19 protein-coding genes and 8 tRNA genes are annotated in these 22,820 nt (G+C 61.6%); 8 read left to right on the top strand and 19 right to left on the bottom strand.

Going from position 1 to position 22,820, the window contains the following annotated elements; all coding sequences use genetic code 11:
* Positions 1-26: 26 nt before the first annotated feature.
* The 3 genes from mukE to cmoM form a co-directional block, all read right to left on the bottom strand.
* Positions 27-764 (bottom strand): chromosome partition protein MukE, encoded by a 738-nt coding sequence (gene mukE / locus ACZ9IL_RS06030; protein WP_476002689.1) that lies wholly within the window; start codon positions 762-764, stop codon positions 27-29.
* Positions 745-2,064, bottom strand: coding sequence for a chromosome partition protein MukF (gene mukF, locus ACZ9IL_RS06025; RefSeq protein ID WP_476002688.1), 1,320 nt, complete (start codon positions 2,062-2,064; stop codon positions 745-747). Before mukF ends, mukE begins: the two co-directional genes overlap by 20 nt.
* 147 nt (positions 2,065-2,211) lie before the next feature.
* Entirely contained in the window at positions 2,212-2,988 is a 777-nt protein-coding gene (gene cmoM / locus ACZ9IL_RS06020) for a tRNA uridine 5-oxyacetic acid(34) methyltransferase CmoM (RefSeq protein ID WP_476005307.1), read from the bottom strand.
* Between the two features lie 129 nt (positions 2,989-3,117).
* Here cmoM and elyC point away from each other — a divergent pair, with 129 nt between their 5' ends.
* From elyC to ACZ9IL_RS06000, 4 genes are all read left to right on the top strand, one after another.
* A complete protein-coding gene (gene elyC, locus ACZ9IL_RS06015) occupies positions 3,118-3,888 on the top strand; it encodes an envelope biogenesis factor ElyC (RefSeq protein WP_476002687.1) in 771 nt (256 codons plus the stop codon).
* Positions 3,889-4,023: 135 nt separating this feature from the next.
* Positions 4,024-4,779, top strand: a complete 756-nt coding sequence (tpiA, locus tag ACZ9IL_RS06010; protein ID WP_476002686.1) for a triose-phosphate isomerase — start codon at positions 4,024-4,026, stop codon at positions 4,777-4,779.
* A 159-nt stretch (positions 4,780-4,938) separates the two neighbouring features.
* On the top strand, positions 4,939-5,910 hold the full coding sequence (gene pfkA, locus ACZ9IL_RS06005; protein WP_042638119.1) for a 6-phosphofructokinase: 972 nt from the start codon (positions 4,939-4,941) through the stop codon (positions 5,908-5,910).
* A gap of 1,217 nt (positions 5,911-7,127) precedes the next feature.
* Positions 7,128-8,384, top strand: coding sequence for an amidohydrolase (locus ACZ9IL_RS06000; protein ID WP_476002685.1), 1,257 nt, complete (start codon positions 7,128-7,130; stop codon positions 8,382-8,384).
* 229 nt (positions 8,385-8,613) lie between these two features.
* Here ACZ9IL_RS06000 and yjjG read toward each other — a convergent pair whose 3' ends face one another.
* The 10 genes from yjjG to ACZ9IL_RS05950 all read right to left on the bottom strand — a co-directional run bounded on the left by yjjG (position 8,614) and on the right by ACZ9IL_RS05950 (position 12,311).
* The gene (gene yjjG, locus ACZ9IL_RS05995) at positions 8,614-9,294 is read right to left on the bottom strand and encodes a pyrimidine 5'-nucleotidase (RefSeq protein ID WP_476002684.1); all 681 of its coding nucleotides are present in this window, start codon (positions 9,292-9,294) and stop codon (positions 8,614-8,616) included.
* Between the two features lie 8 nt (positions 9,295-9,302).
* The gene (locus tag ACZ9IL_RS05990; protein WP_476002683.1) at positions 9,303-10,796 is read right to left on the bottom strand and encodes a M17 family metallopeptidase; all 1,494 of its coding nucleotides are present in this window, start codon (positions 10,794-10,796) and stop codon (positions 9,303-9,305) included.
* A gap of 142 nt (positions 10,797-10,938) precedes the next feature.
* Positions 10,939-11,015, bottom strand: a tRNA-Met gene (locus tag ACZ9IL_RS05985).
* Positions 11,016-11,126: 111 nt separating this feature from the next.
* Positions 11,127-11,203: transfer RNA gene (locus tag ACZ9IL_RS05980), tRNA-Met, on the bottom strand.
* A 111-nt stretch (positions 11,204-11,314) separates the two neighbouring features.
* A tRNA-Met gene (locus tag ACZ9IL_RS05975) sits at positions 11,315-11,391 on the bottom strand.
* Positions 11,392-11,502: 111 nt separating this feature from the next.
* Positions 11,503-11,579, bottom strand: a tRNA-Met gene (locus tag ACZ9IL_RS05970).
* 111 nt (positions 11,580-11,690) lie between these two features.
* Positions 11,691-11,767, bottom strand: a tRNA-Met gene (locus tag ACZ9IL_RS05965).
* Positions 11,768-11,878: 111 nt separating this feature from the next.
* Positions 11,879-11,955, bottom strand: a tRNA-Met gene (locus tag ACZ9IL_RS05960).
* Positions 11,956-12,066: 111 nt separating this feature from the next.
* Positions 12,067-12,143 (bottom strand) — tRNA-Met (locus ACZ9IL_RS05955).
* A gap of 91 nt (positions 12,144-12,234) precedes the next feature.
* Positions 12,235-12,311: transfer RNA gene (locus ACZ9IL_RS05950), tRNA-Met, on the bottom strand.
* Between the two features lie 380 nt (positions 12,312-12,691).
* Between ACZ9IL_RS05950 and ACZ9IL_RS05945 the strand changes: the two genes are divergently transcribed.
* Positions 12,692-13,159 (top strand): tetratricopeptide repeat protein, encoded by a 468-nt coding sequence (locus ACZ9IL_RS05945; protein WP_476002682.1) that lies wholly within the window; start codon positions 12,692-12,694, stop codon positions 13,157-13,159.
* A 135-nt stretch (positions 13,160-13,294) separates the two neighbouring features.
* On the opposite strand, the gene ACZ9IL_RS05940 is transcribed toward ACZ9IL_RS05945, so the two are convergent.
* From ACZ9IL_RS05940 to ACZ9IL_RS05930, 3 genes are all read right to left on the bottom strand, one after another.
* Complete coding sequence (locus ACZ9IL_RS05940) at positions 13,295-14,014, bottom strand: hypothetical protein (RefSeq protein WP_476002681.1); 720 nt, start codon at positions 14,012-14,014, stop codon at positions 13,295-13,297.
* A gap of 118 nt (positions 14,015-14,132) precedes the next feature.
* Complete coding sequence (locus ACZ9IL_RS05935) at positions 14,133-15,767, bottom strand: DUF2813 domain-containing protein (RefSeq protein ID WP_476002680.1); 1,635 nt, start codon at positions 15,765-15,767, stop codon at positions 14,133-14,135.
* A gap of 263 nt (positions 15,768-16,030) precedes the next feature.
* On the bottom strand, positions 16,031-16,909 hold the full coding sequence (locus ACZ9IL_RS05930) for a helix-turn-helix domain-containing protein (protein ID WP_476005306.1): 879 nt from the start codon (positions 16,907-16,909) through the stop codon (positions 16,031-16,033).
* Positions 16,910-17,076: 167 nt separating this feature from the next.
* Between ACZ9IL_RS05930 and ACZ9IL_RS05925 the strand changes: the two genes are divergently transcribed.
* Positions 17,077-17,994 (top strand): DMT family transporter, encoded by a 918-nt coding sequence (locus tag ACZ9IL_RS05925; RefSeq protein WP_476002679.1) that lies wholly within the window; start codon positions 17,077-17,079, stop codon positions 17,992-17,994.
* Between the two features lie 51 nt (positions 17,995-18,045).
* Entirely contained in the window at positions 18,046-18,909 is an 864-nt protein-coding gene (locus tag ACZ9IL_RS05920; RefSeq protein WP_476002678.1) for a LysR family transcriptional regulator, read from the top strand.
* Between the two features lie 204 nt (positions 18,910-19,113).
* On the opposite strand, the gene ACZ9IL_RS05915 is transcribed toward ACZ9IL_RS05920, so the two are convergent.
* Together ACZ9IL_RS05915 and ACZ9IL_RS05910 are read right to left on the bottom strand one after the other, a co-directional pair.
* On the bottom strand, positions 19,114-19,893 hold the full coding sequence (locus tag ACZ9IL_RS05915; protein ID WP_476002677.1) for a TSUP family transporter: 780 nt from the start codon (positions 19,891-19,893) through the stop codon (positions 19,114-19,116).
* A gap of 295 nt (positions 19,894-20,188) precedes the next feature.
* On the bottom strand, positions 20,189-20,953 hold the full coding sequence (locus tag ACZ9IL_RS05910; RefSeq protein ID WP_476002676.1) for a tRNA-uridine aminocarboxypropyltransferase: 765 nt from the start codon (positions 20,951-20,953) through the stop codon (positions 20,189-20,191).
* 181 nt (positions 20,954-21,134) lie between these two features.
* Between ACZ9IL_RS05910 and ACZ9IL_RS05905 the strand changes: the two genes are divergently transcribed.
* On the top strand, positions 21,135-21,548 hold the full coding sequence (locus ACZ9IL_RS05905) for a VOC family protein (protein WP_476002675.1): 414 nt from the start codon (positions 21,135-21,137) through the stop codon (positions 21,546-21,548).
* Between the two features lie 63 nt (positions 21,549-21,611).
* On the opposite strand, the gene ACZ9IL_RS05900 is transcribed toward ACZ9IL_RS05905, so the two are convergent.
* Positions 21,612-22,601, bottom strand: coding sequence for a D-alanine--D-alanine ligase (locus tag ACZ9IL_RS05900; RefSeq protein ID WP_476002674.1), 990 nt, complete (start codon positions 22,599-22,601; stop codon positions 21,612-21,614).
* Positions 22,602-22,820 lie beyond the last annotated feature (219 nt).

The raw sequence follows: 22,820 nt of genomic DNA, 5'->3' as shown, positions 1-22,820 counted from the left end.
CTATCGTCCCCATTTGGGCCAAAAATTTAACCTTGCTGCTCATCTTCCACCTCCAGCTCCAGCTGCTCTTCGTCCAGATCCGCCTCGATATCGTCGAACAGGGAATCGCTGCTCGGCATCTCGTCGTCGTGGAAGATGGCTTCCCCTTCCTGGATCATCCGCAGCTGCACCGCGCGGGGATCCTCGTCGGAGCGCACGTCGGCGGCGAAGCGGAACACGGATTCGTTGACCCGGAACTTGTCGCCGTTGCCGAGCGCCGTGATCATGCCCAGACGCCGTAGTCGGCGCATGGAGGTGCGGATCTTCTCGAGCAGCTTCTTCTTGTCCAGATCGGTGCCGCCGGAGCGGCTGTTGACCATGCGCAGCAGCTGCTTCTCATCGGCGAGGCTCAGTACCTCCTCCTGCAGCTCGCCCATGGCGAACACCCCTTCCGAGGCGAGCCGGTCCGGGCTCAAGTAGAGGTAACAGAGCACCTTGCCCACCAGCATGTCGAGTTCAGACAGCACGGTCGTGCCGATGTCGGCGCTGGGGCGCGGGCGCAGGTAGAAGAAGCCTTCCGGCGCCTTGATGAGCTCCACCTGATAGCGGCCGTAGAAGATCTCCAGCTCGCCGTGAAACTCCACCAGGGCCGAATGCTGTTCGAAATCGTCGGCACTGATGTGGCGGCCCGAGCGCAAGGCGGTGTCGATGCGCGGAAACAAGGGATTGGCAATGGCCTCGGCCAATCGCAGCGGCAGAGGAAATTCAGTATTGATCGATGACATAGGCCTGAACCTTGGATCCAGCTTGGTTAATGGGTTTCCATGCGGGTTGATGGTGAAGCTCACGTTCACCACTGGCATGGCCGAGGCGCACGGCCTGATCTATCAAGAGGCGCGCCACATCGAAGTGGGCGTGGGCCGGGTAATCCAGCAGGTATTCCCGCAGCACGTCGGCGAGATCCAGCTGGGAGCGCTGCTCGGGGTAGCGGGCGAGGTAGCGCTCGATGCGCTCCGCCAGCTCCTGGTTGATGTCCACCATCTCCAGGTACTCCATCTCGAGGGGCACCTCGCCGGTGACCTCCTCGTCATGGATGGCGATGGTCTCATCCCGCAGCTCCAGCAGCCGTGGCTCTTCGGCGATGCGCAACTGCCAGCTGTGTTGCTCGAAGTTGCGGATGGATTCCCGCAGCCGCTGGCTGAAGGCGCGGTTCTTGTCCATGTCGATGGCGTTGCGGATGAACTTGTGCACGTGCCTGTCGTAACGGGACCAGAGCTCGATGCACTGCTGGCCCCAAGAGGTGATCACGTCCAGCCGCCCTTGCAGGGCATGGGTCAGCTCCTCGACGTGGAACAAGTCGTCCCGCCCCTGGGCGGCTTCCTGGATATTGAGCAGCCCCGCCTGCAGGCGGTGGCCGGCGGCGTCCAGGGTGTCTTGCAGCTCGCGCAGGGTCTGACCGGTCTCGTGCAGCAGCTTCTCGCAGCTGTGGATGGCGTCGATCCAGTTCTGGGTCAGCAGGGCCGCGATTTCGCGTTTCACCTGATTCTGCTGCTCATCCATGGCGCGCTGGGTGAGATCGATGCGCCCGAGGGTCTCTTCGAGGGAGAAGCTGAGCCGGGGCAGCACCTCGGCATCCCACTGCTCGCGGGTATCCAGGGTCAGCGCCGCCTTGCGGGCGGTGTCGAGCTCGGCGGCCAGGTGTTCCAGCAGGATGGAGAGCTTGATGGAGTCGACCTGGCGCTGATCCATAAAGAAGTCGACGATACCCATGCCGAGGCGCGACAGGCGATAGAGGCTCTCGCCGGCCACCATGTCGGTATTGAACCGCGACAGGAGTTGCTGGCGAATGAGATCGTTGATGGCGTTGTTGGCGCGACCGCTCTGGGTCTCGTCCATCTGGCCGAAGGCGCTGCTCACATAGCCAAAGGCGTCGTGCAGCGCGGCTTCCGAGAGATCAGACTCATCCTCGGACAAGGTCTTGATCGCAATCAGAAAGGCCAGCCGATCGGTGGGCAGGCTCAAGGCCAGACCCTCCTGTCTGACCCATCCCACCATCTCGGGCAGGGTACGGGATGTACTCATCATGACGTTATCATCTCGTTGTTATAACCGAGGGGCCGGCACGCACCTCATGTGCGCATCGCTCCCGCTCGTCGTGTATAGGCCAGAGCCGATGGGTGCTCTGGCGGCTAAATCCCGCAAAAATGGCATCGACTGCGATAGCCCAGGGTCTTAAGCGACCGGTTTTTGCGCCATCACATGGATATAGCGGCCAAGGGAGACGAAAGGCTCCTGACGGCAGTACTGCTGCTCCATGGCCAGCAGATCGTCGAACTTCTCGTGCTGATCCTGCTTGTGGCGCATGTAGTCGTGGATGACGCGCACCCCTGTCTTGCCGATGATCTTGAGGCCCCCTCGCCCGATCCAGTCATACACCTGCTCAGGCAACTGCGGATTGGTGGGGGTCAGGGCGGTCTGGCGCTTCTTGTTCAGCCCCTGGCGCACATAGTCGAAATTGCCCACCACCAGGCTCTGGAACAACAGGCCGTGGCGGTTGTAGAAAAGCAGCGACAGTATGCCCCCTGCATTGACGAAAGGGAACAGACCGAGCAGGGTCTGGCGGGGCTCGGCGAGCCACTCCAACACGGCGTGGCAGAGCACCAGATCAAAGGTACCGCTCAGGTGCTGTTTCAGATCCTGAATGGGGCAATGGATGAGACGAATTCTGTCTTCGAGCCCCTGTTCGGCGATCTGGACCCGGGCCAGTGCCAGCATCTCTGCCGACAAATCACACAGCTCCACCTGATGGCCCATGGCCGCGAGCTTCTGGGCGAAGTAGCCAAAACCGCCCCCCGCATCCAGGATCCGCAGCGGCCGATTGCCGAGCCGGGCCAGACAGGCTTCGATGTCGCTCCACACCACAGTGGTGCGGATGCGCCCCTTGGTGGAGTCGTAGATGTTGCGGGCGAACTTGTCGGCGCGTCCGTCAAAACTCTGATCTTGCTTCAAGACAATGCTCATCTTCGGCCGCCCTTGTTCGCCGCTCGCGGACTGAGCGCACACAGGGTTGGGCCACAGGAAAAAAGAGGGGTATTCTGTCACATCCCGGATCCGCTGAAAACTCAAGGACGACTCACTTTGTTCGAACTCAAGAAGTGGCTGGGCCAGCTACTGATGCCGCTGCCCTTCTCCCTCTCCTTATTAGTGCTGGCGCTGCTGCTGCTCTGGTTCACCCGCTTCCAGAAAACCGGCAAGCTCTTGGCTACCCTCTCTCTGGTGATCGTCGCCCTGATGGGGATGCGGCCGATAAGCTATGAGCTGGCCCGCTCCCTGGAGCAGACCTATCCGCCCTTCGAAGTGAGCCAGCATCAGGATATCGAGGCCATCGTCGTGCTCGGTAACGGTCATGTCAGCGATCCGGCAGTGCCCGAGCGCTCCTGGCAGAACAATATAGCGTTGGCGCGAACCCTGGAGGGGGTTCGTCTGGCCCAGGCTTACCCCAATGCTCAACTCGTCTTCTCCGGCGCCGTGGCGGGGGATCCCCTGTCGAATGCCGAGGTCAACGCCCGCATGGCGGCGAGTCTGGGCATAGACAGATCCCGGATGACGTTGTTTGAAAACAACAAAGACACCCACGACGAGGCGGTCAGCATAGCCCGCTTGCTCAAGGGCAAGCGGGTGGCGCTGGTGAGCTCGGCCACCCACCTGCCGAGGGCCATGGCACTCTATCAGGGACAAGGACTCGATGCGGTGCCAGCCCCCACGGATTACACCGCCAAGCAGAGCCAGCAGCCACAACCTCTCTACACCTACCTGCCCAAGGGGCGTTATCTGATGTATTCCGAGGCTGCCATTCACGAATGGATTGGGGTATGGTGGGCCCGTCTGCGGGGTCAGGTTAACGAATGAGCGATCGACGATTGCATTCCTGATTTGGATCAGGAAAGCGAAAAAAAATTACGTCATTTGCCGCCGGGTCAGCTATCTTGGGCTCGGTTCAATTCATATAATGTCGCGCAATCAAATGCCTAGGAGATATACAAGATGAGACAGCACCTGGTAATGGGTAACTGGAAACTGAACGGCACCAAGGCTTCTGTAGAAGCTCTGATCAAAGGACTGACCCCGGCTGCTGCCGCTCATCCTTCGGTACAAGTCGCCGTCTGCCCGCCGGTTATCTTTTTGGGTCTGGTTGAGCAACTGACCGCAGGCACCAAGATCGCCTACGGCGCCCAAAATGCCGACCTTCACGAGTCCGGCGCCTTCACCGGTGAAAACGCCCCCTCCATGCTCAAAGCCTTCGGTTGCACCTACTCCCTGGTAGGCCACAGCGAGCGTCGTACCCTGCACGCAGAGACCGACGACGTGGTTGCCGCCAAGTACGAAGTCATCCAGAAAGCAGGCCTGATCCCGGTACTGTGCATCGGTGAGACCCTGGCTCAGTTCGAAGCCGGCACCACCAACACCGTGGTTGAAACCCAGCTCAAAGCCGTGATCGACCGTTGTGGCATCGCCTCCTTCGAAAACGCCGTCGTTGCCTATGAGCCGGTATGGGCCATCGGTACCGGCAAGACCGCGACTCCGGAAATCGCTCAGGCCGTTCACGCCCACATCCGTCAGTACCTGGCCAGCTTCGATGGCTCAGTGGCTGCCAAGGTACAGATCCTGTACGGTGGCTCCGTGACTGGCGCGACCTCCGCCGACCTGTTCGGTCAGCCGGACATCGACGGTGGCTTGGTGGGTGGTGCGTCCCTGAAAGTGGACGACTTCTCCCAGATCATCGCTGGCGCCGCCAAGTAAGGCGCGCAAAGAGAGGGGCCTGGCCCCTCTCTTGTATATGGCGTTTCGTATATTCCTTTCCTATGGGTCCCTCTCGCTTCATAGGAAAGCCGATATAGTAAAAGTGGCTGACCCTATTTTCAGATATTGATTTTCGACAACTCAGATCCAGAGGCACTCATGACCAAGCAAATCAAACGTATTGGTGTTTTGACCAGTGGTGGTGACGCACCGGGTATGAACGCAGCCATCCGCGCCGTGGTGCGCGCCGGTCTGCATCATGGCCTGGAAGTCTACGGCATCTATGATGGCTACCTCGGTCTGCATCAGGACAGGATCGTCAAACTCGAGCGCCACAGCGTCTCCGACGTGGTCAACCGTGGTGGCACCTTCCTGGGCTCCGCCCGTTTCCCCGCCTTCAAGGACCCGAAAGTCCGTGCCGAGGCCATCGAGAACCTGAAAAAGCACGGCATCGACGCCCTGGTGGTGATCGGCGGTGACGGCTCCTACATGGGCGCCAAGAAGTTGACCGAAGAGGGCTTCCCCTGTATCGGCCTGCCGGGCACCATCGACAACGACATCGCCGGGACCGACTTCACCATCGGCTTCGACACCGCCCTGAACGTGGTGGTTGACGCCATCGACCGTCTGCGCGACACCTGCAGCTCCCATCACCGCATCTCCGTGGTCGAGATCATGGGCCGCCACTGCGGCGATCTCGCCATGTCCGCCGCGGTTGCCGGTGGCGCCGAGTACGTGATCGTGCCGGAAGTGGCCTTCGACAAAGAGAAGCTGCTGCAACAGATCCGTGAAGGGGAAGCCAAGGGCAAGAAGCACGCCATCATCACCATCTGTGAGCACGTCACCGATGTGAACGCCCTGGCCAAAGACATCGAAGCCATGACCGGCCGCGAAACCCGCGCCACCATCCTGGGCCACATCCAGCGTGGCGGTTCACCGACTGCCCGCGATCGCATCATGTCCAGCCGCATGGGCGCCTTCGCCGTCGAACAACTGCTGGCCGGCCAGGGTGGCCGCTGCGTCGGTATTCAGGGCAACGAGATGGTCCACCACGACATCATCGACTGCATCGAGAACCTCAAGCGTCCGTTCGATCAGGAGCTGTACGATCTCTCCACCACCCTGTTCTAAGCCCAAGCGCTTTACAGGTGTTGTGACAAAAACCCTCCGTTGGAGGGTTTTTTCTTTTCCTCTCCCGGCGCGCTGCGCCGACCTTGGGGTGATGACCCCGGCAGCGATGCAACCCTGAGTGCTCGCCTTTTCTCTGCTGCGGCCTGCTCCCCTCGCCCCTGTCGGTGCTGCGGCCCTGATGCACCCTGACCGTGCGAGATAGGTGATCTCTACCTTCGCGGTCTCACACTGCCATCAACTCGCTTATCCGCCCAGCCCCTTCCACGGCAACCCTCAGGCCCTGTACCGGTGTCATCAAGTCAGCTCAAATCCCTCACTCAGCATCACTTTTCAGATCAATTCTGCTGCAGGAACAACGACCCCCGTTGGCAGAGTCTGCCTGGGCGCAGACCCTGCTCATCGACCGCCGGCCACCTGTTAACTGACGCCAGTCTGAGTCGGCTATACCCATAAGTGGCTGTCCAGACGAGCGTTGGATGACAGGACCCGATGAAAAGTGGTCACAGGATCAGAATGTCTGGCCTAATCATGCCTGTGCCATCCAGGAGACAGGTTGCGACGTAAAAATGGCCTTAATGAGCCGAGTAAATTTTCAAAATATAAAAAAGCCTCATATAAGGCCCGCTAAAAAACCCATCAACAAAATACATAAACAACTGATTTTAAATGCTTTTAATTAATATCCATCCTGCATCATGGCTCCACCTCGCCCATGAGACCATAAAACACCCATAAACATATAAAAACAAAGCTCATGCACATAAGTAAGAGGATATTGCCAATAAACTGCATTTACCCTTGTTTTGTCGGGCTATTATGGTATCTTGGTCTCATCAACAGTCAGCAAAGGGAGACAAAATAATGAAAGAGTTCGTTGTTACCGCCGTTTTTACCGTATTTTTCACTCTGGTGGCCGTCTCCCTGCCCTCGCTGTCGCAGCTTTGAGTCGGTTAATCAGCCAACATATAGCTCAGCCTGAACTTCATCGGCACGCGAGTGCTGGATAATCACGCACACAGTCTTTTTTTTGATGCGCCAGAGTGAAATTAGATACCAAGCTGACATTTTTAGCTGTCGGTGACGCTTTGATAGCCAATTCATCACCATGATCTTCAAGGGGAGCCTATTGCTCCCCTTGTTGCATTTCTACTGCGGGATTTACTCTTGCTCCCCTGCCCGTCACAATGTCCGCTGGACTCGCCAATGCAGGAATTACCATGACTCAAGATGCTCTGCGCCACTGGCGCCGTGATCTTCATCGTCTGCCCGAAGCGGCCTGGTGTGAATTTCGCACCAGCTCTCTCATCGCCCACCATCTCTCAGAGCTCGGATTCGACGTCATGCTGGGCGACAAGCTGCTGGCCAGCCCCCTCATCATGGGGCGAGAGATCGATGTGCAGGCCCAGAAAGAACGTGCTCTGCGTCAGGGGGCCCATCCCGACTGGCTGGCTCGCATCGACGAGATAACGGGGGTGATGGGCTTGTGGGAGACGGGCCGTTCGGGTCCGACCCTGGCGCTGCGCTTCGACATCGATGCGGTGGAGGTGGACGAAAGCCCGGCAGAGCAGCACGTCCCCAGCCAGGAGGGGTGGCGCTCCAGCAATCCTGGCTGGATGCACGCCTGCGCCCACGATGGCCACACCGCCATCGGGCTGGTGCTGGCCGAGCGCATTGCCGCCCTGGCCGATCGACTAAACGGTCGCATCAAGCTGTTCTTCCAGCCCGCCGAGGAGGGATGCCGCGGTGGCAAGGCGCTGGCGGCCGGTGGTCAGCTCGACGACGTGGATGCCCTGCTGGCGCTGCACATCGGCATTCATGCGGACAGTGGCGAGCTGGTGGTCAATCCCACCGAGTTTCTCTGTTCAACAAAATTTGACGTGGAATTCATGGGGCGCGCCGCCCACGCGGGGCTCGAACCCAATGCCGGCAACAACGCACTGGCGGCGGCCTGCATGGCCACCACCGCCATGCTCGGGATCCCGCGCCACCGCGACGGCATGACCCGCATCAACGTGGGCCAGCTCAGCGGCGGCAGCGGTCGCAATGTGATACCGGGCCACGCTCGCCTGCAGGGAGAAACCCGCGGTGCCACCCCAGAGCTCAACAACTACATGTTCGGCCAGGTGCAGCAGATAGTGGAAGGGGCCGCCCTGATGCAGGGGGCCACCTACCTCATTCGCAAACAGGGAGAGGCCATCGGCATCGAGAACAGCCCGGCCCTGCTCGAGGAGATAGTGCCGCTGGCACAGGCGCTCACACTCGAGACCGTCCATACCCGCCGCTTCGGCGCCAGCGAAGACGCCGGTTTTCTCATCGAGCGGGTGCAGCACAATGGCGGGCAGGCCGCCTATTTGATCCTGGGGGCCAAACTGGCGGCCCCCCACCACCATCCAGAGTTCGACTTCGACGAATCCGTGCTGGTGCACGGAGTCGCCCTGCTCGAGTCCTGGTTGCTCAGCCGGCTCGCTCCTTAAGCACCTGTTCACGATCGATGACGAGAGATCGCCTGCAAGGTAAAGAGCGGCGCAGGAACCGGAGTCGATAGGCATAAATGAGCACTGGGTGTCACATACGCGGGCAGCACATGCGCCTTGCTCATGACCTCGCAGTAGGATCGTGAGCAGGTTCCAAGGACATAACATGTAAAAAGGCAGCCCAGGGGCTGCCTTTTTATTGCAGACGCCCTATTGGCGCCTTTTCTTATTATCCCAGCACGATGGCGCCGAGGTGGGCGAAGTGGTGGATCTCGTGGGTCGACTCGCACGGCGTGTCATGTTGATCCGGGTTGTACCAGCAGGTGGCAAGCCCCTGCGCCGCGGCGCCGGCGATGTCTGTCTTGGGATTGTCCCCCACCATCAACACCCGCGCCGGGCTCGGTTGCCCCATCAAGGCGAGCGCATGCTGGAAGATGGCGGCGGCCGGCTTGGTGACATGCACCTCGTCGGAGATCACCAGCGGCTCGAACCACTCGCTCCAGCCCAGCTTGTCCAGACGACCCCGCTGGGGCAGGCTGAAGCCGTTGGTGATGATCCCCATCCGCACGCCCCTTTGCTGGAACGCCTGCAGCGTCTCGACCACTCCGTCCAGCGGCATGCTCAGGGCAATGATCTGCTGCAAGAAGGTGTCGTTCATCGCCATGGGTGCCACATCGACCTGCTCGGCAAACAGCGAGAAGCGGGTCTGTTGCAGGTGAGCGGCATCGATCTCCCCCGAGTTGTATTGCTGCCAGAGCCGGTGGTTCAGCTCGTGGTACTCCGCCATCTTGGGAGGCGTGGGCATCACACCGTAGATCTGCAGTGTCTGCTCCAGCGCCTTGGCGACCGGGAAATCGAGCAGTGTTTCGTCCAGATCGAACAACACCCAGTCATAACTTGGTACTTTCACGGGATCCCTTATTTGTCTTGTTCATCGAGTTCACGGCGGCCGAGGGGGCTGCCCAGCAAGTCCAGCGTCAGCCTGACCCCGAAACCGGTCACCTCGCTGCTGACCACGCCATTGCCGCCCTTGTTGCGAAAACCGCTCAAATCGAGGTGCAACCAGGGGGTCTCTTGGGGCACGAAGCGGCTGAGGAAACGGGCGGCATCGATGTGATCCGGCGAGGCTCCCGGCGCGCACTGTAACAGATCTGCCCATTCGCTATCGAGGTTGTCATCGTAGTCCTCGTCCAGCGGGAAGGGCCAGACTCGCTCACCGCTGCGCTGACCCAGGCTTATCAGCTCACCGAGCCACTCGGGGCGGTTGGTGAAGGCACCGCTGTAACGACTGCCGAGCGCCCGCTTGCAGGCCCCGGTCAGGGTGGCGTAGTCGATCAGCAAGTCCGGCTTGTCCTGCGCCGCCATGGCGAGGGCATCCGCCAGCACCATGCGTCCCTCGGCATCGGTGTCCACCACCTCGATGGTGGTGCCGTTGGAGGCGGTCACTACCTCGCCGGGTCGATAGGCCTTGGGGCCTATGTGGTTCTCGGCGATGGCGAGCCAGCAGTGTGCCTCGATGGGCAGCCCGGCCCGGCTGATCGCCAGGAGAGTGCCCAGCGCCACCGCGCTGCCCCCCATGTCCAAGTGCATGCCATACATACTGCCGCCGACTTTCAGATTGTAACCTCCTGAATCGTGACAGATCCCCTTGCCCACCAGGGCGATGCGACGCGCAGGCGCCGTCGGGCAATAGCTGAGCTTGACGATGGCGGCCTGGTTGTCATCCGATCCCCTGGCCACCGCCAGGAAGGCGCCGGCACCGAGCTTGGCGAGCGCGGCCTCATCGAACTCCTGCCACTGCCAGCCCTCCTCCTTGGCCAGTTGCCGTGCACAGTCCCGATAGCTGCGGGCTGTCAGATCGGAGGCCGGCAGCACGGCGAGGTGCCGGGCCAGGCCATTCCCCTGCACTTCGGCCTGCAGACGGGCCAGATCGAGCTCACAAGGAGGAGAGATCGTCAGACTCTGGTAGCAGCCAGGCGCCTCGGCCTGCTGCTTGTGATGGGGCAACGGCACATTGGCCGCGAGCAGAGTGGCGAGTACCAGCTCCGCCAGACGCGAGCGGGTGTCGTCGTCGAACCCGGCCAGATGCAGCGCCAGCTGCGCCACCTTGAGTCCGGCCAGGGGGGCGACCCAGCTGCGAGCCTGCTTGTAGAGCCGATGATCCAGGCTCGCCTCGGGATCCACGAAGATCACCAGTTGCAGGCCCTGTGCATCCGCCAACCGGTATGGCGCCTTCTGGCCCAGGGCTATCTGGGTCGCCACGCCGGCAAAGGCGGGCTCAGCCAGGCGCTGGCTGCGCTCGGTGTCGGCGATCAACAGCAGCTTGACGGGCACCGGGCTTGCCATCAGCTCGGTCAGGCTGATGTCCTGAAACTCTATCTTGGGAGGGTGATAACGGAAGGGTTGCAACATAAGGAGAGGCCTCATCCATGAACAGAAGCCACGATGATACCGAACAAGGGACGGCGACGACCAGCAACTTGAAAATTAATGTTCAAGATCAGGGTGATAGACAGGTATGGGGATAACAGATAGGGAGGGAATGACGACAAGTTGGTTGCGGGGGCCGGATTTGAACCGACGACCTTCGGGTTATGAGCCCGACGAGCTACCGAGCTGCTCCACCCCGCGTCCGAATTGTTGCCTGTTGCCAGGACTTTTCACCACAAGCATACCGAGCAGTAGCAGCTTGTGTGTTCGCAGCATCGCAGCGGCAGATGCCGTGCCATGCACACAAATAGTTGGTTGCGGGGGCCAGATTTGAACTGACGACCTTCGGGTTATGAGCCCGACGAGCTACCGAGCTGCTCCACCCCGCGTCCGAATTGTTGCCTGTTGCCAGGACTTTTCACCACAAGCATGCCGAGCAGTAGCAGCTTGTGTGTTCGCAGCATCGCAGCGGCAGATGCCGTGCCATGCACACAAATAGTTGGTTGCGGGGGCCAGATTTGAACTGACGACCTTCGGGTTATGAGCCCGACGAGCTACCGAGCTGCTCCACCCCGCGTCCGAATTGTTGCCTGTTGCCAGGACTTTTCACCACAAGCCTGCCGAGCAGTAGCAGCTTGTGTGTTCGCAGCATCGCAGCGGCAGATGCCGTGCCATGCACACAAATAGTTGGTTGCGGGGGCCAGATTTGAACTGACGACCTTCGGGTTATGAGCCCGACGAGCTACCGAGCTGCTCCACCCCGCGTCCGAATTGTTGCCTGTTGCCAGGACTTTTCACCACAAGCCTGCCGAGCAGTAGCAGCTTGTGTGTTCGCAGTATCGCAGCGGCAGATGCCGTGCCATACACACAAATAGTTGGTTGCGGGGGCCAGATTTGAACTGACGACCTTCGGGTTATGAGCCCGACGAGCTACCGAGCTGCTCCACCCCGCGTCCGAATTGTTGCCTGTTGCCAGGACTTTTCACCACAAGCATGCCGAGCAGTAGCAGCTTGTGTCTTCGCAGCATCGCAGCGGCAGATGCCGTGCCATGCACACAAATAGTTGGTTGCGGGGGCCAGATTTGAACTGACGACCTTCGGGTTATGAGCCCGACGAGCTACCGAGCTGCTCCACCCCGCGTCCGAATTGTTGCCTGTTGCCAGGACTTTTCACCACAAGCCTGCCGAGCAGTAGCAGCTTGTGTGTTCGCAGCATCGCAGCGGCAGATGCCGTGCCATGCACACAAATAGTTGGTTGCGGGGGCCAGATTTGAACTGACGACCTTCGGGTTATGAGCCCGACGAGCTACCGAGCTGCTCCACCCCGCGTCCGTATTTTTCAAACTGGCCGAGCAGAAGCCAATTCGATCCGCCTTCATCTATTCCCACTTGAACCGTGTTTTCGATGCTGACACTCAGATGGTTGCGGGGGCCGGATTTGAACCGACGACCTTCGGGTTATGAGCCCGACGAGCTACCGAGCTGCTCCACCCCGCGTCTGAGGTCGCCAATAATAGGCCCGAGAGTTAAAATTGCAAGTAAATATCCTAAAAAAGTTTATTTACCGATGCAAAGTGGCATGAATTGTTTGTTTTTAAAACGCAAAGCGTGATTTTCAAACAAATCAATTGGATAGCAACCTGGCTTCGCCGCTTTGATGGGTGGCAAACCCCGTCTGGTATCCCGAAGTTTTCACTATTTGGCCGGGTATCACGCGCAGCCCTTTCCATCTCGGCCCTGATCAACGGGATCCCCTCCAGCCTGGCGCGTCTTTCTATATTGCCGAGCGCGAGTCTATCGCCTATTGAGGCAAAAAATTGGTCTAAGTTACGGTATGGGGTCAGTGACTATCCAGCCCCCTATCATGGAGAGAGATCATGAAAACAGCATTGATGGGCATTTGCTTGTTCCTGAGCGCGGCGGCTGTCGCTTCAGGAGGTGGGGGGGGCGGTGGCGGTGAGTCACTGGCACCCCAGAAAAATACGCAGCAACAGCTGCAACAGGCTGAGCAACTGGTCAAGGAGCAGCAATGGCCACAAGCCGAGGCGGTACTGCGCGATCTGCGCCGCGACGACGCCAATTCGGCCGATGTGTGGAACTGGTCAGGTTATGTGGCGCGCAAGTCGGGCCGACTGTCCGAGGCGTTCCCTTACTACTACCAGGCCCTGAAGCTTAACCCCAAGCATCTGGGTGCCCATGAATACCTGGGCGAGGCACATCTGCAAAACGGGGATCCGCAGAGGGCGAAGGATCAGCTGCATATTTTGCAGGAGCTGTGTGGACAATGTGAGGAGGCGCAGGATTTGGCGGCCGCATTGAAAACGGCGGGTGTGGCGGTCAACTGACGATTCCCCTGGATAATAGCCATGCCTTGGAGCCGTTGTTTGCCCATACTGGGTGGCGGCGATAGCGCCGTAAAAAGCCCGCCCCGACAGTGTCGGGGCGGGCTTTTTCAGTTGGGATCATCTTCTCAAGCGATATCAGATCAGCTGATGCAACACGCTGGTCGCCGCCAGCTGGGCGATGATGAGGCCGCACAGGGTGGTCGACACCACCACCGGAGCCGTCTCCTGCTGGCGATAGAGGGGACTGAACCAGAGCAGCAAGGCGGCAACCAGCAGGCCCGCCTGGGTCAGTACCCCGGGGATCAGCCCATCGAGCCCCTCATTGTTGCCCTGCCACCCCACCAGCACCGCCAGCCAGAGCAGACTCAGAATGGCGGCAACCAGCCCTGCCAGCGGCAGCAGCAGATTGAATGCCTGCAGGCGGTGGCGGGCACGCAGCAGCATCAGGTGGGCGAAGGCCGCCCCCAGCAGCATCATCTGCAGCACGCCACCGAGCCAGCCCTGGATCTGCAGCAGACCCACCCCGTACAGGGCGAGCGGCATGGCCGGCAGCCACAGCAAGCTGGACGGGATGGCGCGCTTGCCCTCCAGCCGGGACTGGGCCAGTGACAGGGCTATCCCCAGGATCAGGGCGGCCCCCCCGCTCCAGAGCAGCCAGCCACGCATCCCGGCCTCGATGGCCAGCATCAGGGAGAGCCCGGTGATCACCCAGATGGAGAACAGCTGATTGGTGATCCGCGAGCGCTGGCCCGGGCAGAGATCCCCCCGCCACAGCACCAGGCCAAGGGCGATCAGGGCCCCCAGGGCCATCAGGCCGGTCAGTGGGAAGAGCCAAAAAGGAAGTTGGACGAACATAGGGTCTCCGACAGCAGACAGATAACGGGGGTCAAAAAAGCGCCCGCCAATAAAAACAGAGGGGGAGTATATCCAAACTCCCCCCCATCCCCAACGCTGGCAAAGCCGATCGCCGGATCTAGCTCTGCCCCCGTGCCAGGGCGACCACCCTGGCGAACATCTGCCGGATCACCGGCGGTATGTGCTCGCTGCCGAGTCGCTCCGCCTCTTCCACCACCGCCAGCGCCATGCCGGGTTTGCTGCGATGATGGATGGCCTTGGAGATGATGCGTCCGGCATTGAGGGCCGAGCGCCCCCCTACCCCGGCCTCACGCCTAAATACCGCCTCGAACCCGTTGTGATAGAGATAATGCTCTATGTCGGCCGCCGGCAACTGGGTGATCCGGTCGCGCTCCCGCTCACCCTTGAGCAGTGAACGGGCGGAGGTGGCGTACTTGATGCCGGCCTCGTCGCCGTCGGTGAGCAGATGCCACTCGATGCCAAAGTCACGCGCCACCTTGATGAGCGGCGCCTGCCCACACTGGGCGAATTCGATGATGCGCACCCCTTCCGCCCGCAGGCTGTAACCGCAGATCTGGGCGAGCTCGGAGAGCAGCCAGATCTCGGTCTCCCCCTCCACCAGCAACCAGCTGCGGGCGAACAGCGACATGGGTCTGTTGATGCGCACGTGGAAGGCGATCTTGCGCAGATCGTCGCTGCTGTAGCGCTCGCCGCCGAGCTGATGGCAGAGGATGTCCTGCTGGCGGCGCACCAGACGGCGTACCTGGTTAAGGGGCAAGGAGGAGAGCAGATCCCCCGAGTTGGTGGTGAGCAGCTTCTGCCCTGGCAACTGCTCGAGCAGACCCCAGGCCAGCGCCAGCATGGTCGGGTGCAGCCGGCTCTCGGGATCTTCCAGGATCATGATGGGCCTGGCCCCCTGTGCCAGCTCCCGGTTGCCACGGGCGTTGAGCAGCATGGCCGCCATGCCCGCCATCGCCAGTTGCAGTGCCCGGTTGTCCGCATTGCGCAGCAACATCTGCAGGTTGCCGGGGTTGCGCAGTGTCATGGGCCTGTTGACGATCTCCCGCTGGCTGCGCGGCTTGTTCTTGATGGGCGCCAGGGCACTGAAGTAGTGCTCCATCAGTTGGCGCACCGCCTCCAGCGCCTCCTTCAGCTCGGGTTCGCCGATGCGCTGGGGCTCATCCGTCAACTTGCCGGACAGCTCCCCCAACCCCTGGGTGGACAAGTCCCCCCAGGGCAGCGTTTCGGCACCGTCGCGGTTGGTGCGGGCATCCCGCAGCCGGAACACCGGGTTCATGGTGATGAGCAGCCGCACCAGCTCGGCGTTGTTGTCGAGCTCCAGGCTCTTGCCGATGCCATCGAGAAAGTCGTGGGTGGTCAGCACAGAGCCATCATCTTGCAGTTCGGCGCTGGCGCGATAGTGGATGCGATGAAACTTGTCCCGATGCGGGATCCAGGCCGCGCCGAGGCGCGCCAGGCGGTGCGAATGCTGGCACATCTGGGGCCGGTACTCGCTGAAGGTGAGTACCAGTTGCAGGTTGCGCGACGAGGCCAACTCAGGATCTTCCGGTTGGTGGAAGTCATCGCGCACGAATTGGTAGGGCTCGGCATCCCCCAGCAGGCACCAGAGGGCGCGCAGCAGGCTGGATTTGCCCCAGGCGTTCTCGCCGATGAGGACCGTGGTGTGATCCAGCCCGAGCGAGAGTCTATTTATCCCGCGAAAACCTTTGACTTCAATACGTTCCAGAAACATGAGGCCATACCCAAGTCCATGCTGATGGCGTCATAGTGGCAAAGTTGCCAGCAAAATCCTATCGGCTAATGGGGACTTTTAGCGGGAACTGTGAGGAACGAGGGGTTCGGGAGGGGCGGGAACAAAGGTGCGGCCTTGGGGAGCATTCCAGTGGCTGAACCAGAGATGGCGGGTGCGGGTCTGACGCTTGCGATGATTCAATGGGCATTCCTTTTTATGGGCAAGGGACAGAGGGTACACCTCTTTGGCCCAGAGTCTCAGCGTTATCTGTGACAGGAGAATGACAATTGCGCGCGCCACTGGCCCGGGCTCAGGCCGAAGGCCTCCCGGAAGCGGTTGCCGAGGTGCGCCTGGGAGGAGAAGCCGCACTGGGCGGCGATGCTGGCCAGGGGATCGGGTCCCGCCAACAGCTGCTTGGCATGCTTGAGCCTCAGCCCCAGCAGGTAGCGATGGGGTGGGCAACCCAGGCTCTGGCCGAACATGCGGGCGAAGTGATATTCGCTTAAGCCCGCCTCCCGGGCCAGATCGCTCAAGGTAACGGGCTCGGCCAGGTGGGCCAGCAGGTACTCTTGCACCCGCCGGATCACCCCGGGTGCCAGCCCGCCGCGCACCTCGGGCAGGCCGGGCGCCTCCCGGGTGTGGTGGCGATAGGCGTGCAACATCAGCATCCAGGCGCCGTGGGAGAGCGCCATGCGATCCACCCCATGCTGCCAGTCCAGCTTCATCAGCTGGGCCTGCACCAGGGCCGCGGCTTGTGGATCATCGATGAAGGTCTTGTCTTCCAACACCAGATGACGCCCTTCCTTGTCGCAGGCCTGCTCGGCGATGCGGCCAAGGTGATCGGGGCTGAAATAGAGGTGGAAGAAGCGAAACTCTTCCCGCACCAGCCACTCGGATCTGTGGTGATCCGGCATGATGCACACCTTGCCGGTGCCGCCGTGACCACCGGGCCCGTCCAGCCGCTCGGTCTGCTCTCCCCCCTGCAGGTAGACGCTGACCGTGTGATGGCCGGGCTTGTGGTAGCGGGTCTGATCGTAACAGTTGCGCCAACTGGCGACCCCGAGCCCGGGCTCCAGCCAGCAGGAATCCTCCAGCCGCGCCCCCGTGCTGACCAGTGCATCGAATACTCCCGCCTGCCTCATCTGCTGCAATCTGCCTGTGCCTCGCCCGTCATCCTGCCCCATCTTACCCCGCCCCTGGGCCCGCCGCAGCGGCCATACCAAAAAAACCGCAAGATGCTGTAAGCCAGCGCGCCCCAGGCGGCCCATGCTGATCCCTATCTTGTTCTCCTTTTCTCACCGGATCCCTTATGAACATCATGCTCTACCTCGCCACCGTCCTTATCTGGGGCAGCACCTGGATCGCCATCGCCTGGCAACTCGGCCCCATTCCCATCGAGGTCTCGGTGCTCTATCGCTTCGCGCTGGCGGCGCTGGCGCTGTTTGCCCTGCTCACGGTGAGCGGCAAGTTCCCGCGCCTGCCCTGGGCCGGCCAGCGTTACGCGGCCCTGCTCGGCGCCTTGCTGTTCTCCACCAACTTTCTCTGCTTCTACCACGCGACCCTCTATATCCCGAGCGGCCTGTCGGCGGTGATCTTCGCCAGCGCCAGCGTCTTCAACGGCCTCAACCTCTGGTTGTTCGAAGGCAAAAAACCGGGTCTGCGCTGGCTGCAGGGCTCTGTGTTGGGGCTCGTCGGCACCCTCTTGCTGTTCTGGCCGGTGCTGGCGGATGCGCAACTGGGTGCAAACGCCTGGAAGGGGCTGTTGTTCTCCTGCGCCGGCACGCTCTGCTTTTCACTCGGCAACCTGGTGTCGGCCCGTGGCCAGCGCCAGGGTTATCAGGTGCTGCAGATGGTGCCCTGGGGCATGGTGTACGGGGTGGTGCTGTTGCTGGGCTGGGTCGTGCTGCTCGGCCAATCACTGACCCTGCCAACCGAGCCCCGCTACCTGGCTGCCATGGTCTATCTGGCCATCTTCGGCTCCGTCATCGCCTTCACCGCCTACCTCACCCTGGTGGGCCGCATCGGCGCCAGCAAGGCCGCCTACGCCACAGTACTGTTCCCGCTGGTGGCGCTGAGCCTCTCGACCCTGTATGAGGGCTTCGTCTGGCAGAGCGTCTCGGTGGTGGGGGTGGTGGCCAGCCTCATCGGTAACCTGGTGATCTTCGCCCCGCCCCTGAAGAGCTGGCGCTGGCCCTCTGCCAAGGCGACGAATGGCACTTGCCCCTGAGCGCGGCTGCCCCTAAGGTAACGCCTTCCAACGAGGATGACGGGAGGCGATATGTTACTGGAAGGGCTGGAGACACTCAGCTTGCTGGCGAGCGAGGGCACCATGGCCAAGGTGGCCAGTCGCCTCTATATCAGCCAGTCGGCGGTGAGCAAGCGCATCGCTCAGCTCGAGCAACGCCTCGGCAAGAAGCTCATCGAGCCGGATGGCCGCCAGATCAGGCTCACCCCCCAGGCCCTGGAGCTGCTCGCCCGAGTGGCACCGAGCCTCGCGGAAATGAAGGGGGTGCTGGCGGACAGCCAGACTCTCACCGACCGGACGCCTCTGCCCGTCGCCTGCTCCGAAACGCTGCTGGCGGGCTATCTCGCCCGCTTCATGCACGACTATCTTGGTCAGGATCCCTGCCTCGCCCTCTCCACCCACCACACCCCGGTGATCCTGGCGCGGGTGCGCGGCGGCGATGCCCTGCTCGGCATCTGCGCCGGTCGGTTGCCGCCCGGCCACGGCCTGTGCGCCGAGCTGTTGCTGGAGGAGCCCTTCTATCTGGTGGGAGAGAAAGAAGCCGATCAGGCGCAAGGGGCAAGGCCCGATCAGGGGCGCACCATCCTGACCATGGATCTGGACAACCCCTCCAACCGCTATCTGCGCGAGCCACTGGCCGCTCTGGGGCTGGTACCCGCCATGGAGCTGGACTCCTATCTGGCGCTGATTGAACTCGCCAAGGCGGGCATAGGCCCCGTGCTGCTGCCAGCCGGTTTGCTGGCGCTGGTGGGAGAGCAGGGTCAAAGAGCCCAACCCTTGCCGGGGTTGGGCCGGCCGCTGCACCTGGTCTATCGGCAGAGCAGCCTGAAGCGGGAACGCCTCGCCCGCCTGGTTGACGGGATCAGAGCGCACTTCGCCCGGATAGTGGGAAACTGATGGCAACGGATACAAGCAGGCCGCGATCACGCGGCCTGCTTGTATCCAATATCGACACAGAATGACTTCAGCTTATCCAGGCGAACAGTTCGGGATACTGGCTCCAGGCCGGAATGCTGCAACAGACATCAGCAGGTGAGATCACCTGGCTGACCTATTGGTTCCAGAGCAGCATGCGATAACGGACATCGACTGAGCCATAACCTAGCTTATCCAGGCGAACAGTTCGGGATACTGGCTCCACACCAGCTTGGCCGACATCAGCAGAGAGACGGTCACCAGCAGCGGCTTGATGAGCTTCACCCCCTTCTGCAGCACCAGCTTGGAGCCGGCACGGGCGCCGATAAACTGGCCGAGCGCCATGCAGAAACCGACGCTCCACACCACCTTGCCACCGAGGGCGAAGAACAGCAGGGAGGCGATGTTGGAGGTGAAGTTGAGCAGCTTGGTGTGGGCGGTGGCCCGCGCCATGCCAAAGCCCGCCAAGGCCACGAAGCCGATGGCGAAGAACGATCCGGTGCCTGGCCCGAAGAAGCCGTCATAGAAACCAACTCCCCCCCCCACCAGCAGCGCGAACAGCATGGGGGTGAGGCGGCGAGTGCTCTCGGCATCGCTCACCCGGGGAGAGAAGTAGAAGTAACAGGCAAAGGCCATCAGCAGGAAGGGCAGCAACCGCTCCAGGATGGCGGCATCTATGGTCTGCACCGCCAGGGTGCCGATGGCCGCTCCGATGAAGGTGCAGATCACCGCAGGCCAGATCATGGCCCACTCCAGCAACCCCTTGCGGGCATAGAACCAGGTGGCGGAGAAGGAGCCGAAACTGCTCTGCAGCTTGTTGGTGCCGAGCACCAGGGCCGGCGGCATGCCGGTCGCCAGCAAGGCCGGCACCGTCAAGAGGCCGCCGCCCCCGGCGATGGCGTCGATAAAGCCGGCAATGAGAGCAACCCCGAACAGGGCGACCAGGGTGTACAGTTCCAATTCCATCCATAGACCTCGTGTGATTGTGGCGCCCGCCGCACCGGCGCCGGGAACCTGAATGAGTCGAGCTGGTCGCTATCCTAGCGGGCTCGCGCTCATGAGGCTAACGAAACAGTGGCAGCCAATCGATTCCTGATTTTCATCAATGGCACGGCGCCATGCCGCCAACGACACGATGGCCGGTAACTGATGTGATTCCTGATCGTCATCCATAACCCAGCACCCACCCACGGCGCCATGACGCCAACGACACAGTGGCAGGCAATGGCGGTGATGCCCTCTTTACACCCATGTGTCGACATCAGGCGGCATTCTCATCTGGCTGGCCTTCTCCCCTGCCCCTGATCGCTGCCAAGCCCTGCAACAGAGCCGCCTCATCCTCACCGGGGGCCCGGCTCACCCGTCCTGCCATATAACGACTGCTGAACAGGTTGAACCAGAGTTGCAGGGCCTGACCCGCAGGCAGCTCGCCGGCGACCTCCAGCACACAGGCCGCCACCTCGGCGGTGCACAGGTGCTCGTCGCAATTGGCCACCCGCATGCCGTAGGTGGAGAGCGCCTCCGGTTTCACCGACAACACGGGGAAGCCATCCAGATAGGGGCTCATGTTGAACATCTTGCGCGCCTCGGGCCAGGTGCCGTCGAGCAGGATGAAGAGCGGTTTCTTGCCGGGTGCCAGCGCAACCCGCTCGGTCAGCCGTGCCGGCTCCTTCTCGCAAGCGGGGAACACCACATAGGGTTGCCAGGCGGGATCCGCCAGCAGGGCCAGCAACTCGGGATGGGGCTGGGTGCGCTGCCAGAGGAAGGCCCAGGTCGTCTGTGGCAGCACATCGGCGATGAGGCGGCCAGTGTTGGAGGGCTTCATCGGCTCGCTGTCGTACATCAGCAGGCAGAAACCCGCCTCGGCCTTGAGTTCGGGCCGCCACTCACAGGCACACCAGGCATGGCGCAGCTGGCAGGCTTCACAGCGCGGCACGGCGCCGCCACGGGCGAGAAAGGGGCGGGTCGAGATGCTCTTGCGCCAGAGGCGCAGGCGATTGACGGCGTGGTCGGGGATTGGCTTCATGGGGCGGCTCGGCGGTGCATTGGCACGACAAAAGGGGCCAGATTGTAGCGAGCGGCTCCGCGGGCCGCAAGGTGCGCGGCCAGGCCCCCATCCGGGCCGGTGTCCCTGCCGCTCCGCTCTATACTTGGTCGTCACCCATGATCCCACCCACGGGATCCGGGATGGGACACAGGAGGAGAAGATGGCTGATCAAGACATGGCCAGGGAGCACGCCCTGGCCGAAGGCTCGACCTTTACCTGGCACGAGCTCTATGTGCCCGATGGCGAGGCCGGCGCGCGTTTCTATACCGAGGTGCTCGGCTGGCAGGTGCAGCAGACGGCGCTGGAGGGATTTGACTACCCCATGCTGATCGCCAACGGTCGACCGGTGGCCGGGGTGCAGGCGACCAAAGGCAACCCGCAGATGGCCGGAGTGCCACCGCACTGGGCCACCTATATCGCAGTGGATGACGTGGATGCCAGACTCGCCAAGGTCGTCCAGCACGGAGGCAGCCTGGTGGTGCCGCCCATGGACATCCCCACCGTTGGACGCATGGCGCTGATTGCCGATCCGCAAGGGGCCCACATTTGGCTGTTTACCTCAGCCCCCATGTGAGTTGCGTTGCATCCCATATGACAGAGGGGCCTGATGGCCCCTCTTCGTTTATGCATGCCGCGCTCAGACAGATTTACGCAGGGCCTGCTCGAGGAAGTGCGCGAAGCTGTGGCCGTGGTGCTGCAGCAGTTTCGGGAACATGGAGATGGAGGTCATGCCCGGGAAGGTGTTGATCTCGTTGAGCAGGATCTCCCCCTCTTCGGTCAGGAAGAAGTCGATGCGCGACAGGTGGGTCAGTTTGAGCTGACGGAATGCCTTGAGGGCATAGGCCTGGATGGCGTCGGACTGTGCCTGGGTCAGGCCCTCGGCCCGCAGGGCGGTCTCGGTGTGGCTGGCGCTGCTGTACTTCTCTTCATAGGTGTAGAACTTGTCGGTCGGCACACAGATCTCGCCAGGATAGGTCGCCACCAGCTCGTCGCCGTATTGATAGACAGCCACTTCCAGCTCGCGGGGCTTGACCGCCTTCTCGATCAGCACCTGCTCGGAGTAGCCGAAGGCATCCTTGATGCCCTGCAGCAGCTCGGCCTCGTTGCTGGCGGAGTAGCAGCCGACGGAGGAGCCTTGCGAGGCCGCCTTGATAAACACCTTGCCCCATTTGGCCAGCGCGGCTTTTGCCTCGGCGATGCCCGCCTCGTCCTGCTCGGTCAGGAACAGATAGGGGGTATTGGGGATGCCAAGGGCGGAGAACCACAGCTTGGTGCTGATCTTGTTGAAGCAGATCTTGCTCGCCTCGGCGTCGCAACCGAGGTACGGCAGGCCCGCCAGCTCGAGGAAGGATTGCAGATCGCCGGTCTCGCCCGGGTAGCCGTGGATGCAGGGCACCACGTAGTCCACCGGACGCGCCACGCTGTCAAAGGAGAGCAGCTTGTCCAGCCCGAGTTTGCACTCGCGACCATCGGCACTGAGCCAGCGATCGGCAAACATCTCGACCCGGGTCACGTCGACATCGGGCAGGAGGGCAAGCTGTTGTTCGAGGAAATTGGCACTGCGCAGAGAGACTTCGTGTTCGGCACCGCCGCCGCCGCACAGCAGCAAAACATGCATGTTCTTCATTAGATGTGATCCCTTGGGAGAAGCGGCTTCGCCATGATCTGTGATGATCCACCGCACGAAAAAAACCGGGCGAAGCCAGAAACGAACATAAGTGCGGCCAGTGTACAAGGGAGGCCAAGCCTTGTCAGCTGATGGCGCCCCTCTTCCCCCCCATGGGGCCAGAAAGGCGCGGATGATGGTCACGGCTGTGTCAGAAAAGGTCTCGTCCCTCTCATCAGC

The organism is Aeromonas sp. TECH754 (genome assembly GCF_056279295.1).
This window is presented reverse-complemented; position numbering and strand designations above follow the sequence as displayed.

Excerpts from the sequence above, each read along its gene's own strand:
- ACZ9IL_RS06000 (WP_476002685.1), top strand. The coding sequence starts at position 7,128 with ATGACTCAAGATGCTCTGCGCCACTGGCGCCGTGATCTTCATCGTCTG.
- ACZ9IL_RS05935 (WP_476002680.1), bottom strand. The coding sequence starts at position 15,767 with ATGTTTCTGGAACGTATTGAAGTCAAAGGTTTTCGCGGGATAAATAGA.
- ACZ9IL_RS05910 (WP_476002676.1), bottom strand. The coding sequence starts at position 20,953 with ATGAAGCCAATCCCCGACCACGCCGTCAATCGCCTGCGCCTCTGGCGC.
- ACZ9IL_RS05900 (WP_476002674.1), bottom strand. The coding sequence starts at position 22,601 with ATGAAGAACATGCATGTTTTGCTGCTGTGCGGCGGCGGCGGTGCCGAA.
- mukF (WP_476002688.1), bottom strand. The coding sequence starts at position 2,064 with ATGATGAGTACATCCCGTACCCTGCCCGAGATGGTGGGATGGGTCAGA.
- ACZ9IL_RS05940 (WP_476002681.1), bottom strand. The coding sequence starts at position 14,014 with ATGTTCGTCCAACTTCCTTTTTGGCTCTTCCCACTGACCGGCCTGATG.
- ACZ9IL_RS05990 (WP_476002683.1), bottom strand. The coding sequence starts at position 10,796 with ATGTTGCAACCCTTCCGTTATCACCCTCCCAAGATAGAGTTTCAGGAC.
- tpiA (WP_476002686.1), top strand. The coding sequence starts at position 4,024 with ATGAGACAGCACCTGGTAATGGGTAACTGGAAACTGAACGGCACCAAG.
- pfkA (WP_042638119.1), top strand. The coding sequence starts at position 4,939 with ATGACCAAGCAAATCAAACGTATTGGTGTTTTGACCAGTGGTGGTGAC.
- ACZ9IL_RS05945 (WP_476002682.1), top strand. The coding sequence starts at position 12,692 with ATGAAAACAGCATTGATGGGCATTTGCTTGTTCCTGAGCGCGGCGGCT.
- ACZ9IL_RS05920 (WP_476002678.1), top strand. The coding sequence starts at position 18,046 with ATGTTACTGGAAGGGCTGGAGACACTCAGCTTGCTGGCGAGCGAGGGC.
- ACZ9IL_RS05930 (WP_476005306.1), bottom strand. The coding sequence starts at position 16,909 with ATGAGGCAGGCGGGAGTATTCGATGCACTGGTCAGCACGGGGGCGCGG.
- ACZ9IL_RS05905 (WP_476002675.1), top strand. The coding sequence starts at position 21,135 with ATGGCTGATCAAGACATGGCCAGGGAGCACGCCCTGGCCGAAGGCTCG.
- ACZ9IL_RS05925 (WP_476002679.1), top strand. The coding sequence starts at position 17,077 with ATGAACATCATGCTCTACCTCGCCACCGTCCTTATCTGGGGCAGCACC.
- mukE (WP_476002689.1), bottom strand. The coding sequence starts at position 764 with ATGTCATCGATCAATACTGAATTTCCTCTGCCGCTGCGATTGGCCGAG.
- ACZ9IL_RS05915 (WP_476002677.1), bottom strand. The coding sequence starts at position 19,893 with ATGGAATTGGAACTGTACACCCTGGTCGCCCTGTTCGGGGTTGCTCTC.